The sequence below is a fragment of the Variovorax beijingensis genome (genome assembly GCF_007828835.1).
GTDB classification, from domain to species: Bacteria; Pseudomonadota; Gammaproteobacteria; order Burkholderiales; family Burkholderiaceae_C; genus Variovorax; species Variovorax beijingensis_A.
Genome location: NZ_VIVL01000008.1, coordinates 87,073 through 101,513, shown reverse-complemented (window position 1 = coordinate 101,513; position 14,441 = coordinate 87,073). Strand labels below are relative to the sequence as shown.

General features: G+C 60.1%; 16 protein-coding genes. 3 read left to right on the top strand and 13 right to left on the bottom strand.

Annotated elements, in window-relative coordinates; translation table 11 throughout:
* Positions 1-43: 43 nt before the first annotated feature.
* Both FB547_RS22110 and FB547_RS22105 read left to right on the top strand, forming a co-directional pair.
* Positions 44-1,024: a Bug family tripartite tricarboxylate transporter substrate binding protein gene (locus FB547_RS22110; protein WP_186454226.1), complete on the top strand. Its 981-nt coding sequence runs from the start codon at positions 44-46 to the stop codon at positions 1,022-1,024.
* Positions 1,021-1,821, top strand: coding sequence for an enoyl-CoA hydratase-related protein (locus FB547_RS22105; RefSeq protein ID WP_145745819.1), 801 nt, complete (start codon positions 1,021-1,023; stop codon positions 1,819-1,821). Before FB547_RS22110 ends, FB547_RS22105 begins: the two co-directional genes overlap by 4 nt.
* Positions 1,822-1,937: 116 nt before the next feature.
* Here FB547_RS22105 and FB547_RS22100 read toward each other — a convergent pair whose 3' ends face one another.
* The 13 genes from FB547_RS22100 to FB547_RS22040 form a co-directional block, all read right to left on the bottom strand.
* Entirely contained in the window at positions 1,938-3,416 is a 1,479-nt protein-coding gene (locus FB547_RS22100; protein WP_261380357.1) for an amidohydrolase family protein, read from the bottom strand.
* 394 nt (positions 3,417-3,810) lie between these two features.
* Positions 3,811-4,164 (bottom strand): DoxX family protein, encoded by a 354-nt coding sequence (locus FB547_RS22095; protein WP_145745818.1) that lies wholly within the window; start codon positions 4,162-4,164, stop codon positions 3,811-3,813.
* A 3-nt stretch (positions 4,165-4,167) separates the two neighbouring features.
* Positions 4,168-4,710 (bottom strand): NADPH-dependent FMN reductase, encoded by a 543-nt coding sequence (locus FB547_RS22090; RefSeq protein WP_145745817.1) that lies wholly within the window; start codon positions 4,708-4,710, stop codon positions 4,168-4,170.
* 36 nt (positions 4,711-4,746) lie between these two features.
* A complete protein-coding gene (locus FB547_RS22085; RefSeq protein WP_222431249.1) occupies positions 4,747-5,061 on the bottom strand; it encodes a Dabb family protein in 315 nt (104 codons plus the stop codon).
* Between the two features lie 17 nt (positions 5,062-5,078).
* Complete coding sequence (locus FB547_RS22080; protein WP_145745815.1) at positions 5,079-5,384, bottom strand: YciI family protein; 306 nt, start codon at positions 5,382-5,384, stop codon at positions 5,079-5,081.
* A gap of 301 nt (positions 5,385-5,685) precedes the next feature.
* The gene (locus FB547_RS22075; protein WP_125966973.1) at positions 5,686-6,072 is read right to left on the bottom strand and encodes a RidA family protein; all 387 of its coding nucleotides are present in this window, start codon (positions 6,070-6,072) and stop codon (positions 5,686-5,688) included.
* A gap of 46 nt (positions 6,073-6,118) precedes the next feature.
* Positions 6,119-7,213, bottom strand: coding sequence for a maleylacetate reductase (locus tag FB547_RS22070; RefSeq protein WP_145745814.1), 1,095 nt, complete (start codon positions 7,211-7,213; stop codon positions 6,119-6,121).
* A gap of 5 nt (positions 7,214-7,218) precedes the next feature.
* Positions 7,219-8,061, bottom strand: coding sequence for an intradiol ring-cleavage dioxygenase (locus tag FB547_RS22065; RefSeq protein WP_145745813.1), 843 nt, complete (start codon positions 8,059-8,061; stop codon positions 7,219-7,221).
* 149 nt (positions 8,062-8,210) lie between these two features.
* Positions 8,211-9,380, bottom strand: coding sequence for an MFS transporter (locus tag FB547_RS22060; RefSeq protein ID WP_145745812.1), 1,170 nt, complete (start codon positions 9,378-9,380; stop codon positions 8,211-8,213).
* 179 nt (positions 9,381-9,559) lie between these two features.
* A complete protein-coding gene (locus tag FB547_RS22055) occupies positions 9,560-10,285 on the bottom strand; it encodes a DUF1028 domain-containing protein (RefSeq protein WP_186454225.1) in 726 nt (241 codons plus the stop codon).
* A gap of 33 nt (positions 10,286-10,318) precedes the next feature.
* Positions 10,319-11,302, bottom strand: a complete 984-nt coding sequence (locus FB547_RS22050; protein WP_186454224.1) for a tripartite tricarboxylate transporter substrate binding protein — start codon at positions 11,300-11,302, stop codon at positions 10,319-10,321.
* Between the two features lie 31 nt (positions 11,303-11,333).
* The gene (locus tag FB547_RS22045) at positions 11,334-12,053 is read right to left on the bottom strand and encodes a DUF1028 domain-containing protein (RefSeq protein WP_145745809.1); all 720 of its coding nucleotides are present in this window, start codon (positions 12,051-12,053) and stop codon (positions 11,334-11,336) included.
* A gap of 53 nt (positions 12,054-12,106) precedes the next feature.
* Positions 12,107-13,090 (bottom strand): Bug family tripartite tricarboxylate transporter substrate binding protein, encoded by a 984-nt coding sequence (locus FB547_RS22040; protein ID WP_145745808.1) that lies wholly within the window; start codon positions 13,088-13,090, stop codon positions 12,107-12,109.
* A gap of 123 nt (positions 13,091-13,213) precedes the next feature.
* Here FB547_RS22040 and FB547_RS22035 point away from each other — a divergent pair, with 123 nt between their 5' ends.
* Positions 13,214-14,134, top strand: coding sequence for a LysR family transcriptional regulator (locus FB547_RS22035; RefSeq protein ID WP_145745807.1), 921 nt, complete (start codon positions 13,214-13,216; stop codon positions 14,132-14,134).
* The last annotated feature ends 307 nt before the right edge of the window (positions 14,135-14,441 follow it).

The window sequence follows — 14,441 nt, the reverse complement described above, 5'->3', positions numbered from 1 at the left end:
TTTTTCGCAGGTATTACGTTCTACACAACCAAGGAGCCAAGCGTTGACCCATCCCAAATACGTCCTGTCGGGCAAGCAGATCGTCATCTCGACGACGTTGGCTTTGCTCGCACTGGCGACCGCCGCACAAGAATATCCGAGCAAGCCAATCACGCTGGTCGTCCCTTTTCCTCCGGGCGGCAGCACGGATGTGCAGGCCCGCCTGGTCGCCAAAGGTCTGCAGGAGCAGCTTCGCGCCACCGTCATTGTCGACAACAAGGCCGGCGCGTCCGGCGCCATCGGCACGAAATACGTCGCAAAAGCGGATGCGGACGGGTACACGCTGCTGTTCGGAAGCACATCGTCGCTGGCTGCGGAACCGGTACTGAATGAAAAAGCCGGATTCGACCCACTGAAGGATTTCGCCATGGTCAGTCTGTCGACCGACCTCCCGTGGCTCCTCGTGGTGGAGTGCCAGAAGGGACCGAAAGACGTCGCGAAACTGATCGAGGCCGCGAAGGCAAGGCCAGGCGCACTCAACTACTCTTCGGTCGGCTACGGCAGTGCCAGCAATCTGGTCGGAGAGATGTTCAATCAAAGCGCGAACATCAAGGCTGCACACATTCCTTACAAAGGTGAGGCTCCTGCCATCACGGGTCTGATCGGTGGCGAAGTCGAGTACACCTTTGTCAGTCCGGTGGCGATGCCGCATATCGTCAGCAAGCGAATTTGTCCGCTGGCTGTCACTGGAAACTCGCGATTGGCCTTGCTGCCCGAGGTGCCGACGTTCAACGAACTGGGCCTCAAGAACATGAACTTCAACGTGTGGTATGGGATCGTCGCGCCCGCAAAGACCCCTGCGAAGATCCTGCAGACACTCGAGCGTGCCTCGATCAATGTGGTCAAGACACCGGAGTTCGCGAAATCGGTCGCGGCTCTCGGCATCTCCGGCGTCGGCACGAGCGGCGCAGCATTTGCCAAGCGCCTGGAAGCCGATCAGGCCGCCATCCGAGCGCTTTCGAAAACTGCGAGGCTCAAGGAATGAGCGACAACGCTATCCAGCACTATGAGTATTGCGACGTGGAGCAGCGCGGCCATGTCTTGATCGTCACGATCCGCCGGCCCGAGGTGCGCAATGCGCTGCATCGGCCAGCCTGTCTGGAGCTTGAAAAGATCTTCGACAGGTTCGAGGCGGACCCTTCATCCTGGGTGGCCATCATCACTGGGGAAGGCGACAAGGCATTCTGCGCCGGGAACGATCTCAAGTTCCAGGCTGCCGGCAACGACAACACCTGGCCGCCGAGCGGCTTCGGGGGCATCACCGGGCGGGTCAATCTGCAAAAGCCGGTGATTGCCGCTGTCAACGGCGTCGCCTTGGGCGGAGGGTTCGAAATCGCATTGGCGTGCGACCTGATCATTGCATCGGAAGACGCAGAGTTCGCGTTGCCTGAGCCGCGTGTGGGTTTGGCCGCCATCTGTGGGGGACTTCTGCGGCTTTCGCAACAGATCGCCTACAAGGAAGCCATGGGGATCATTCTGACCAGCCGGCGTGTCAAGGCATCGGAAGGCAAGTCCCTGGGCTTCGTCAACGAAGTGGTCACCAAGGATCAGGTGCTGGCGACAGCACTGCGGTGGGCAGAAGAAATCCTCAAGGCATCGCCGCTCGCCATCAGGGCCTCCAAAGCGCTTGTGCAAGCCGGACTGTCCGAGCCGGACATGAGTGCAATCTATCCAAGGCAAAAGCAGTTGCCGGAGGTCGCTGCACTCTACGCAAGCGCTGACCGGATCGAAGGCCCGAAAGCCTTTGCTGAGAAGCGAATTCCAGTTTGGTCAGGCCGATAAGCGTGGCATGAAAAAATCGCTTACCGCACCTCAACGGTGCTGAACAAGGCGATCACAGCCAGACAATTCGAGCCGACGATAGAGGACACCAGCGCTGCGATGTCCCCAGGCGTTTCTTACATGCGGCGGATCGGCATGAACGATTCCGAAAATGGATCTGGCTTGTAGCCAGCGGCATTGAACAGATAAGCGCGGGACTCGTCGATCGCGGCGCGCAGTTTTGCTCGATCCACGCCGAGCACGACGCCATCACGTTTGCGCAGCCGCCCACCGATGATGACGGTATCGACATTGCTGCGCTCAGCCGCGTGCACCACAGTACCGATCGCGTTGTTGACCGGGTAGATGTTGAGGTCCCTCGTTCGGATCAGAACCACGTCGGCTTGCTTGCCCGGCGTCAGGCTGCCAGTGCGCTTTTCCAGTCCCGCGGTTGCTGCACCGTCGATCGTGGCAGCCTGCAGCAACCGGGAGGCATTTGTCGATGCCGCCACATCGGGATTGCCACCGTGCCCCAGCACCCGTCGCAGATAGAAGGCCACGCGCATCTCCATGAACATGTCACCGCTGTAGGAGGTCTCGTTATCGACGCTCAGGCCAGGGCGAATGCCATGCTCGAGCGCCTTCTGCCACGCATTCATGCCATCCTCGATGCCGTAGTGGGCATCCGAACGTGGGGTCACGCTGACGCGCACACCTGCTTCGCGCAAGATCTTCCAGGCGGATTCCGGCAGACCAATGCAGTGGTTGAAGATGTTGTCACTACGTAGCAGCCCCTTGCGGTGCAGGTCCGGAAGTTGGGCCGCCAGGTCGGCGCCAATGAACTCGGTCACGATGACAGCGCCCAGTTCCCGTGCAACGGCCCACTGGTCCGTTTCAAGCTTTGGAAAGGCGTCCATCACGCCAAGTGTCAACAAGCCTGCAGGCCGATTGGCGAGGTACTTGGCATGCAGACGCGCAAGGTTGCCCGGCCAATGTGCCGTATCCCAATCGCCCGCGACCGGCGCCCCGGTGACGTGCACCGCCCGGATGCCTGACTCGAGCAGTGCGTCAACTGCGGCGTCGGAGTGCGCGGCCGTACGGCTGTTGTGCGAATCGTCGACCACGGTAGTGATACCGGCATCGATGCAACCCAGCGCCGTGATCATGTTGCCTACGTAGATGTCGCGCGGGCGGTAGTACTTGGCAAATGAGAGGTGGGTGGCGTTGCTATAGTCCTCGAGCGTTGCCGCATTGGGGTTGATGCGACGCAGTTGGCCTTCCCAGGAATGACGATGAGTATCGACCATGCCTGGCATGGCGATCATGTCCGCGGCGTTGATTACTTCGGCTCCGCCAGCATCAAGATTCACGCCGATGGCAGCAATGGTGCCGTCGGCAATCAGGATGTCTCCCTTGGGCATATTGCCGACTTTTTCATCCATGCTGATGATCGTGGCGCCTCGAATCAGAAGCTTGCGAGGGGGCGGTGCCAGCGGTGCCATCAGCTCGGCGCCCCGATCGAAAATTGCTGATCTTTCACGGGCGCCAGCGGCTCCAGCCAAGTATGTTGCCGCGGCAAATGCAAATGCGGTACGGCGGGTGATAGCAGAACTCATTCTGACCTCATGATCGTATGGTTGGATGGGAATGCGATGTGCCATAACTGGCGCCATGGGACGGAATCTATGATTTCGACATTCTTTAGAGAAGAACGGAACTTGGAATTGAGATTTACGAAGATCGGAAGAATTGAGTCAGATCGTCAACCGCGCGTTTCCTTCCAGATCGAAGTTCTCAGCCCTGATATTTCTAGGAAGGACATCGGACCCGACGGTTTCACCAGCTTGAAAAAGCTAAGATCCGCTGTCGATCTGTAGATTGCCGATCACAAGATCGGCTCCGACCGTTCAATTGGAAGGCGATCCCCACGAGATCTTGGTCAACGCCGCACGGGTAAAAGGCGCAGTTGACGTCGCGACGGACAAGTGGGGAACGGATTGGCCCGCCACATCAGCCATGGATGGCGACGATCACCATGCAGAGTGCCCAGAAGACATGCAGTTCGCAGCCCCCCAGGCTCCAGTTCCATTTACCGCCCGAGATCTTGTACGAGGCCGCTCCCGCGGAAAGCATGAACAATGCCCCAAGCCACGCGGTGTATGGCTGCAGCAGGTTGAACACGAGACCGATAGTCGCAATGATTTCAATGATCAGCGACACGATGACGAAGAAGGCGACTGGGCGCAATCCTGCGGACTCGAAGACCTTGTCCACAGCTTGGCGCGCAGTGAACTTCGCAACGCTGTGCGGGATGAACATCAATCCGCAGAGGATGGAGAGCAGCCGTACTGGATCGTCGATCATGGCTTAGCCGAGCCGCTGTTTCAGGGCCTGCATGGCAAGCAGCAAATCAACGATGAGCTTGCTGCCACCCTCATCGGTGAACTGTCCTTGCGCATCGAACTTTTCCGCGCAATGATTGATGAACACCTCGGGCTTGTTCACCGTGAACGCATCCATGAACACCAGGACCTTGCGCAGGTCGTACTGCACGCGCGCCGTCCCGACTGGCCCGGGGCTCGCGCCGATGATGCCGACGACTTTGCCTGTGAAGGGGGGCTCCGGCGGGCGCGACATCCAATCGAGAGTGTTCTTCAGCACTCCGGGGATGGAGAAGTTGTATTCTGGTGTGGCGATCAGCAGTCCATCCGCGCGGCGCACTTTTTCCTTCAGCGCTGCGACGGCGGCGGGTTCACCCTGAACGCGCTGATCGTCGTTGTAGATGGGAACATCGCCGATGCTTGCGATCTCGATCCTGATTCCTGAAGGCGCGAGTTTCTGAGCTGCTTTGAGTGCCAGCGTGTTGTAAGAGCCGGCGCGGAGGCTGCCGGACAGGCCAAGAATGTTCATCGGGTTTCCAGTCGAAATTAGACGAGGTCCGCGGACCTATGCCGCGAGTCTTGTAGTGAAGTAATCCACCTGGTGCCGCGCGATACGCAGATTGCCAATTTCGCGCTTGACGCGCAGGTGTTCGGGGTGACCCGCGTAGGCCTCCAGGTCTGCTTGGGAGGCGAATTCGCTGTACAGCACGACGTCGCACGCATAGTCCACGCCGCTTGTATCGATTCCAATTTCCAGGTGCAGAAGGCCGGGTATTCGCCCGCGAAGGCTGTGGAAGCTCTCCGCGAGCTGGTCAGCGTTTTGCCGACGCTGTTCAGGCGTTTCGCCGCGCAGCTTCCACATGACGATGTGTTTGATCACATTGCTCTCCATGACGCTTACTTTGCGGGCGGAAAGCCCGCCTTCTGAGGCCATAGATTCTGGAAGGCATGGATACTGCTTGATGCATAGACGCCAGCGTGCGTGAACGGCTCGTCATTGAGCCATGTGAGTGCATCGTCCCGGGAGGCGAACTCGATCGACAGCAAGCTACCGATCATCGACGTTCCGTCGTCCGTGAGAAGGGGGCCGGCAAAGGCGATCCGGTCAGCTACCTGGGCCAGATATGCTTTGTGGGCGGGCCGAAGTTGCAGGCGTAGCTCCTTCGAACCAGGCTTGTCGATCAAAAAGAATGTGTAGAGCATTTTGGATATCGCATCCTCGCAAGTGCCGTGGACAGGGAACATCGCAGTCGGCGGGGTGACGCTCGCAATATCGAAGAAGCCCCAAGAGCGCGGCGTTCAGCCGCGCAGCTCTTCGGGGAAAACAAAGGCCACCGGACATCGGACACCGCCGACGATCGGCTTTGCTTGCCTTGACTCGTCCAGGTCCTTTACTCGAGGTCGTGGAGCCTGGGCGTTGATGATGGTCGCGATATGCCGGCGTATCGAATCACCACCGACGGGAGCCTCATGGCTCCCGTCGGCGGGGCTTTGATTGGCCTGGTCAGTCCTTGACGGTGGCGATCGCCTCGATCTCCACCCGGGCGCCCATGACCAGCGCTGCCGCCTGGAACGTCGTACGCGCCGGCGGATCGTTCGGGAAATACTCGCTGAACACCTTGTTCATCGGCAACATTTCCGCAAGGTCCGCAACATAGATGACGACCTTGTGGACATCTTGAAGCGACGAACCACCGGCTTCGAGAACGGCTTTCAGGTTCTCACAGACCTGGCGCGTTTCCGCCTCCATGCCGCCCACAGCCAGTTGCCCCGTGGCGGGATCCATACCGAGCATGCCGGACGTGTAGATCCAGTCGCCAACCTTGATGCCTTGTGACAGCGGTACCTTCACTGGCGGGACTTTGTTCGTGTGAATGACGGTTCTCTTCATGTTGCTCTCCTAAAGGTTGGTTAAATCTGCCTCGAGAGGCAGGCGGTTAAGGCACTTGTGCGCCAATCGAACTCGGCCTCACGCCTTCATAGGCGTGCTGCAGCAGATCGCGGATTTCGGCGCGCTGGGCGCTGCCGATCGGACGCGGGTTCCAATATGGGTTGGCAACCGCGATGTAAGCAGCCTTGTCGAGATCCTCGTGCCGCATGCCAATATCCTTCAATGCCACCGGGGCACCGTTTTGCTGCGCAAGGTCGAAAAGGCCAGCCGCAGCGCTCACCCCATTTCTTCCAAGCGCACGCTCGATGCGTCTGACTGCTTGTGGGGCCGCGGTTGAGTTGAACGCTATCGCGTGGGGCAGCACGATGGTATGGACTTCAGCGTGGGGCAAGTTGAATGTTCCGCCAAGCGTGTGGCAAAGCTTGTGGTGCAGCGCCATGCCGACCGTTCCGAGCACGGTGCCGCACAGCCAAGCCCCGTACAGCGCGTCGCTCCTGGCCGCTATCTCCGTGGCGTCCGCCCGGATTCCCGGCAGCGCCTGTGCAAGTGCGCGAATCCCTTCCTCGGCCATCAGATCCATGACCGGATTGCTGTCCTGCGCGTACAAACCCTCTGCGGCATGCGCGATGGCGTTCATCGCACTGGTGACGCTCATGCCGGCTGGAAGCGTCAGCGTGAGCTCGGGGTCGTAGATTACCGTGCGAGGCAGCACGCGCGGATCCTTGCCAGTCTTTTTGAGACCGGCTTCCGTGATGCCATAGATCGGCGTCATCTCGCTTCCAGCGTAAGTCGTCGGAATTGCAAGCACTGGGAGGGAAGACTCGAGCGCAATCGCCTTGCCCAGTCCAGTCGTGGATCCACCGCCGATCGCAATGGCGCAATCGGCATTGAGCTGACGCGCGAACTCACGGGCTTCCCGCGCAGTTTCGATCGGCACATGCATCACCGCGCGTGCGAACACCCCTGCAGCTCGGTTGCCGATGCGCTCGGCAATCGCGCGAGCCTGTTCGGCCTGCTCGGGAGTCGAAAGAACGATCGCTCGCCTGGCACCCAGCAGATCGATCTCCCGCTCGAGGTGCGACAGGCTTCCGGCACCGAAAACCACTCGCGAGGGTTGCGCGGTATAGACGAAGTCCTTCATGTCCCTCAACTCGAGTGCCCCCGAGCCGGGTTGAGCACGAAGTCAAACTCCAGCAGGTAGCTGCCATCCGCCTGCTCCTTCCACTCGCAGATCAGCGACTGGCGCACGCCGAATACGGCATCCGAATCGAGATAGTCGCTCTTGTCGCGAAAGACATGCGTGACCAGCGTCTGGTAGCCGGGTGCCTTGATCATGAAATGAAGGTGCGCAGGGCGCCAGGGATGGCGTCCTGTGGCTTCCAGTAAGCGACCCACGGGACCATCGTGAGGAATTGCGTAGGGAACAGCGAGGATGGATCGGAAGCAGAACGTGCCGTCACCATCCGCCGTCAATACGCCCCTCGCCTGGGCTTGCTCCAAGCCTTCTTGTTGTACGTCATAAAGTCCGTCTTCGTCGGATTGCCATACATCCAAGACGGCGCCCGGGATGGCTTTACCCGCGATGTCGCGGACGGTCCCGCGCACCAGGCAAGGCGTACCCTTCGCCCCGTTGGCGATGTCATCGCCGAGCTCATACCGGGGCGCACCTTCGACATGGAAGGGTCCGAAGACAGTCGATTCTGTGCATCCTCGCGGTTTCTCGGTATTCATCGCAACCGTGAGCATGGACAACCCCAACACGTCGGAGAGCAGGATGAACTCCTGACGCTTCGAGTCCGTGATGTGTCCGCACTGCGTGAGGAAGTCGACTCCCTGGAACCATTCCTCCTCCGTCAGCTTCACGTCACGTGCAAAAGCATGGAGATGCTGCACCAAGCTCGTCATGATCTGCTGGAGACGAGGAGTCCCGGCCTCTGCGAAGCTGGCGATCACGGCCTGAGTGATGTTGTCTTGATTGAGGTTTCGCATGGTTCACAAGAAGCGCGTTTTTCCGCGTGGGGCAGTCGAACTTTAAAATTTCACAAAGTAGATGAAAAGTCGCTGAAGTGGAAATGATATTTCCTGAGTTTGGAAAAATGGATCGCTTTGCCGTGGCTCGCCATTGAAACCGGACGCACTCAATCGCCAGCCGACCGGCGCTGAAGGCCACGCGCAAAACTTCGGCCCACGAAAGGCAAGGCAACAGCCGCCGACAACAGGACTGGAGTAAAGCCGAACCGGTCCACGACATACCCGGCGGCGGTCACGCCCAGCGCCTGCCCGGTGAACAGGAAAGACGCGAATACGGCCACGGATGTCCCCCGTGCCGCAGGCGCCATCTGGGTTGCGTGGGTCTGCAGGGTGTTGTGATACAGGAAGGTTCCGAAACCCACCACCAGGGCGATAAGGCCAGAAAGCAGAGGCCCCGCAGAAATCCACCAAGCCAGAAAGCCGATCCCCATCAGCCAGCCACCTGCCAGCACCATGCGCCATTCCCCGAAGCGGGCCACGATGTGCCTGGCGGTGAAGGCGTATACCAAGCCGCCGACCGCATTGAGAGCTGCCAGGGCAGAAGCCGTGGACAGCGGCAGTTCGTGGCGCACATGCAGGTAGGTGGGTAGATAGCTCAGCGGCCCTAGTAGGAAGAACCCCTCTGCCAGTACCGCCAGCAGCACGACACGCGCCCAAGGCAGGCGCAGAACGTACAGCAACTGCTGCGACATCGGCACCCGAGAAGCAGCAGCGACGGGCGCGGCGATCGAGGCATGTACCTGCCGCGCTTGCGCCATGAGCAGGAGCGCCACAACGGAGTACCCCACGCTCAAGCTGAGGAAGGCGGCGCGCCAGCCGACGGCCGATTCGGCAAAGAATCCGCCGGCCAACTGGCCTGCCATCATTCCCGAGATGGTCCCTGTGAGCAAGCGCGCCAGCGTTACCTGGCGCTGGTCGTAGGGGACGGTGTCACCGATCCAGGCCATGGCCAGCGGGATCACGCCCGCGGCGGCGATGCCCCATGCGACGCGGGTCCAGACGAGCACTTGGAAGTCGGGCGCAAGCGCCGACGCCAAGGATGCCCCCGCACAGCCGGCGAGCGCCAGACGCACCAAACGTGCCTTGCCATAGCGGTCGCCCATCGGTCCGAACAGCAACTGCACCAGGCCGTAGGCGACGGCAAACCAGATGATGACCTGCCCGGCTGTACCCGGCGTCACGCTGAAGTCGCTGGCCAAGCGCGGCAGCATCGCGTCGCAGATGCGCAAGGCGGCCGCGCTGAAAAACGCTGCGCCAGCCAAGAGGGGGACCGTCATGGCGCCACTGGCGGTCGCTCGGGGTGTCCGCTCACAATGGATGGGCCGGCTGCCCGGCTTTCAACGTTACCCTGGCCGAGGTTGCCAGCGAAGTTCATGAAGACGGAAAGGTCAGGGGTTTCGTCGATTGCGCAAGGCGTTCGGAGAGGCGGCACAAAGGGCCGGCAGTTGCCCTCTGATCACTTCAGCGTTTCTTGGAGGTGAGCGCCGCTCAGGCTCTCGCGTTCCCATGCCAACTGGGTCGGGCAACTGGTGGGGTCGATCTCCCGTGCTTCGTAGTAAGGCTGATACGGCTTGTACAGGTTGTAGATGCGACGCAGTTCCTCCACCGCGGTCCCGTGCATGTCGACGCGCAGGTCCCATGCCGCATAGCTCTCGCGATCCATCACGACCACACAGGCCGATCGCTCGGGCAAATGTCGGTCGTTGGCGGTCTGGCCACCTGCGTCCCTGCCGGACTCCAGCGTGCTGATGAGGCGTTCAACCAGCGGCCAGGTCGCATCTTCATTGAACTTGGCCTCCATCGCATTGAGCACGTGTTCGCCTGCTAGTACGTTCCCGAAGACGGTGTAGTCCGTCCCCGTCTTGTCTCCGGCCCAACCCGTGACGCGCGAGCCCGTGTGAACCACACCCAAACCGTCTCGTGTCATCACGGCGATCTGGCGAAGGCTCTCGTGGACGTCATCCTGGACCAGCGCTGCAAGCACGCTTTTGCTCGTTAGCCCTTGCCGCAGCAGGCTCTGCCCCAGAGGGGCATTCCGCCTGCGCCCGTTGGCCTGTGACATCACGACGCCATAGGCACTGTGCGCTCCTTGCGTGAACGACCCGAAGGCAACTGAATACGTCGCAACGGCGACGCCGATCTGGTGAGTCCGAGGGCAGCGCCCGATTACTGTGTAGGTCACGATGAATTTTTTGTGAGGGTAATAGGTATAGGCTCAGTCAAGGCGAATGTTGTTGCGCTTCACGACTGCTCCCCACTCTTCGAAGTCTTTGGCCAGGAATGAAGCAAACTGCGCCTGTGTTCCACCCACTGGAATCAAGCCTAGATCGAGCGCCTTCTGTTGGAACTCGCTCGATGCCACGATCTTCTGCAATGCCACTGATAGACGATTCAGGGCTTCCGGAGGGGTGCCGCGCGGCGCCAGGATTCCATTCCATGAATGCAACTGGTTGCCGGGATAAATCTCCGACAGGACAGGGACACCTGGCAGATTCGGCACACGCCCATTTGCAGACACTGCCAACCCTCGCAGCTTGCCTCCGTTGATCTGAGGGATGGCGGCAGCTGACGCTTCCATCGAAAACTCCACGTCCCCACTCATGACAGAAAGGATGCCTCCATCCTTGTATGGAATTGCCGTCATAGCAATGCCCGCCTTCTGCACGAACTGGAGGGCAGCAATGTGGCTTGGCGTGCCGTCTCCGTATGTCGCGTAGTTCAGCTTGCCCGGTTCCCGTTTGGCGGCTTGCACCAACTCATCGACCGACTTGAACGGGGAGTTAGCGCGAACGATCATCACAAAAGGAACTTCCACGACATGGATGACCGGCACCAGATCGGATGCCTTGTATGGAAGCTTGGTAAACACATGTGGATTGAGCGAGACCGACGGAGCCGCGGTAAAGAGAAGCGTGTGTCCATCGGCGGGAGCTTTGGCCACAAGATCCGTGCCAATGATCTGGCTCGCCCCTGGCCTGTTGTCGACGAGGACCGGCTGGCCAAGATCCTTGGTAAGGCGCTCTGCAATGAAGCGGGCCGTGACATCCGGAGAGGCTCCTGCCGGCCAGGGGACGACCAGGCGCACCGGCTTTGTCGGAAACGGCGTCTGGGCGAAGGCAGACGCGGACAGGAGGGCCGCTGCCGCGAATACAGACGCGGTGCGGCGTGAAACGGCGCAACGAAAAAGATTGATTCTCATGTCTGGCTCTACGAAAGGAATGGGTTGAAGTTCAGGCCAGGTGCGACGGCGGTTTGCCGTACTCGCGTTCGATACCGCGCTCCTTGAGCCAGTCCTTGTGCCGGGGCATGACCGACGGGTCATCGACCAACGCCTCGTAATACTCCACCAGTGGCATGTACCAGTCGACGATCCGCCGCAGTTCCGCGATCGGCTCGGACGCGTGGTCGCAGCGCAGATCGAGCCGCGCCGTGCCCTTGCGGCCGAACGTCTTGATTGCCGCCGAGGTCTGGCCCTCCAATTGGCCGCCGGCATCGCGGCCACCTTCGATGGCGCGCAGCAAGCGGTCGTCGAAACTCGCAGCTCGGTTGCTCTCCCATGCCTCGCAGATCCCATCGATGGTCTTCTCGCCGGCGAGCACGTTGCCGAAGGCGATGAAGTCGGGCCCGATGCGGTGCCCCGCCCATTGATAGTTCTTCTTGCCCGTGAAGACCGCCATCCCGCCGCGTGCATCGAGGACGCCGACCTGCCGGTATTCCCAGTGTTTGTCCATCTGCTCCATGTCGATGAGCACCTTCTGCGCTGAATATCCTCTTTCAAGCAGGCCCAGCGCCACCTTGCCCAGCCGCGGTTCCACGGAGGATTGATAGGAGAGCACGCCGGCCTGCGCCGACCCGAACGGCGCTATCCAACCCACCGCCGGCGAGAAGCTCGAAATGCAGAGACCGAAATCACCCGACTGCTTGTCGCGCGCAATGATCGTGAAAGTCATGACTAAAACTCCGTTTTTGAATTGATGAGATTGACGCTTTCCGCTTGGCTGAGTCAGTCGAGTCGAATGCTGTTCTGCTTCACCACTGCTCCCCAGTTGTCGAAATCCCTGGCCAGGAACGAACGAAACTCTGCAGGCGTTCCCCCGGCGGGAATCAATCCAAGTTCGAGCAGGTACTGCCGAAACTCGCTCGATGCCGCGATCTTCTGCAGTGGCGCAGACAAGCGATCCACCACTTCCGCAGGAGTGCCACGCGGCGCCAGGATGCCGTTCCACGAGTACAACTGGCTGCCGGGGAAGCTCTCAGATAGGGCGGGTATGCCAGGAAGACTCGGCATACGTCCGTTCGCAGATACCGCCAGCGCGCGCAGCTTCCCTCCCTTGATTTGAGGAATGGCGTCCGCCGAAGCGACGAACGCCCAATCCACGACTCCGCTCATGAGGTCGAGAATGCCTCCATCTTTGTATGGCACGTGCGTCATCGTCGCGCCGGTCTTCTGCAACAGCTCCAGCATCGCAACATGGTTGGGGGTACCCGGACCATGAGACGCATAGGTCAGCTTGCCGGGCTGCTGCTTGGCGGCTTGCAACACCTCGTCGACTGACTTGTACGGGGAACTCGCACGAACGCTCAGCACAAAGGGAACGTCGACGAGGTGAATGATCGGCACAAAGTCTGACGACTTGTATGGCAGCTTGGTAAACAAATGCGGATTGAGCGAGATCGCGGGAGCTGTGCCGTAGAAAAGCGTGTATCCGTCGGCGGGAGCCTTGGCCACTGTGTCCGCGCCGATGATCGAGCTTGCCCCCGGCTTGTTGTCTACAAGCACTGGCTGTCCAAGATCCCTGGAGAGGCGCTCGGCAACAAAACGGGCCGAAACGTCTGGTGACGTTCCCGCTGGCGTGGCGACGACCAGCCGAATGGGCTTCGTCGGAAACGCTGTCTGGGCGAAGACAGATCCGCCTACGAGCATTGCTGCCGTGAGTACAGACGCGGTACGGCGGGAAAGAGCCGCACGGAAACGATTGATGCTCATGCTTTCTCCAAAGTGGGCGATTCGGATAGACCCATGTACCGAACCGGTGAGCCACACTTTAGAATTTCACAATTAGGACGCAAACCACCCAGCCCGGAATTCACATTTCCAAAAGTCGGAAAAATGGATCGATTCACTGAGCTATCGCTCTTCATTCAGGTTGCTGAGCGTGGGGGGCTTGGTAAGGCCGCCGAGGCGTTGGGCTTGTCCAATCCTGCCGCAAGTCGCACCTTGGCTTCGCTCGAGAACCGTGTCAAGGTGCGGCTGGTAGAGCGGAACACGCGTCGCCTGTACCTGACACGCGAGGGGCAGGAATTTCTTGAGCGTGCGAGGCACATCCTCAGTGAGTTGGAAGACGCGGAATCGGCACTCCAAAGCGCTACGCTCAATCCCTCGGGCGTTCTACGAGTGAGTGCCTCGCTGTCTTTCGCGATGCAAATCATCGCGCCTCGCTTGCCACGCTTTCAACAGTTGTACCCGCAACTGCGGGTGCACATAGAGACCGCGAACAGGTACTTGGACATGATCGACAACGGGATCGATGTCGCAATCCGAACACGCGAACTGGAACCGGACAGCACCATCACTATTCGCCGGCTGGGGACCACACGGAGATTCTTGGCGGCCTCGCCGGCATACCTTGCGAACCGAGGCGTGCCGCAACACCCGAACGAGCTGTCACGGCACGCGCTTTTGCTATACGTCTATGCGAAGAACCCGAATGAGCTGAGTTTCACCCGCGGGGCGCAGCGGGAATCAGTGGCGGTTCATGGCTTGCTCGAGTCGAACGATGGCCAGGTCCTCAGGGCAGCTGCACTGAACGGCCATGGAATACTCGTGCAGCCCAGCTACATCCTCTACGACGACGTTGTTGCCGGTCGCTTGGTGCCTGTACTGGACGAGTGGGAGTTGCCGCAACTCACGATCAATATCGCCTACCCCAATCGAAAGCACTTGTCGGCGAAAGTTCGCGCGTTCATCAACTTCATGGTTGATGAATTTGCCGACCATGAATACGAGCGGAAGTGGACCGGACGGATGTGACGGTCGGGCTTTCGGGATCAAGAGCTTGGACCTACCCGTCTCGTGCACCTATGCGTCCAGCAACTAAAGATGCAACCGGCAAAGAACTCTGGGTCGGAAGCGCTGAGTTCGTTACCGAGCGCGGCGCGCTGGCCGGCACGACGACTACGGGGCACTGCTGCCTTAGAGCATACGATTCCGCGGCGCATGAATCGTCGCGCAAACGTCCGCGCTCGTATCACGCGCAAGAGCATAGTTGATTGACGGATTACGCTGGCCCAGCCGTCTCCCGTCCCCGATCTGCGCGCGGCCAGCGGCGTATCACCGT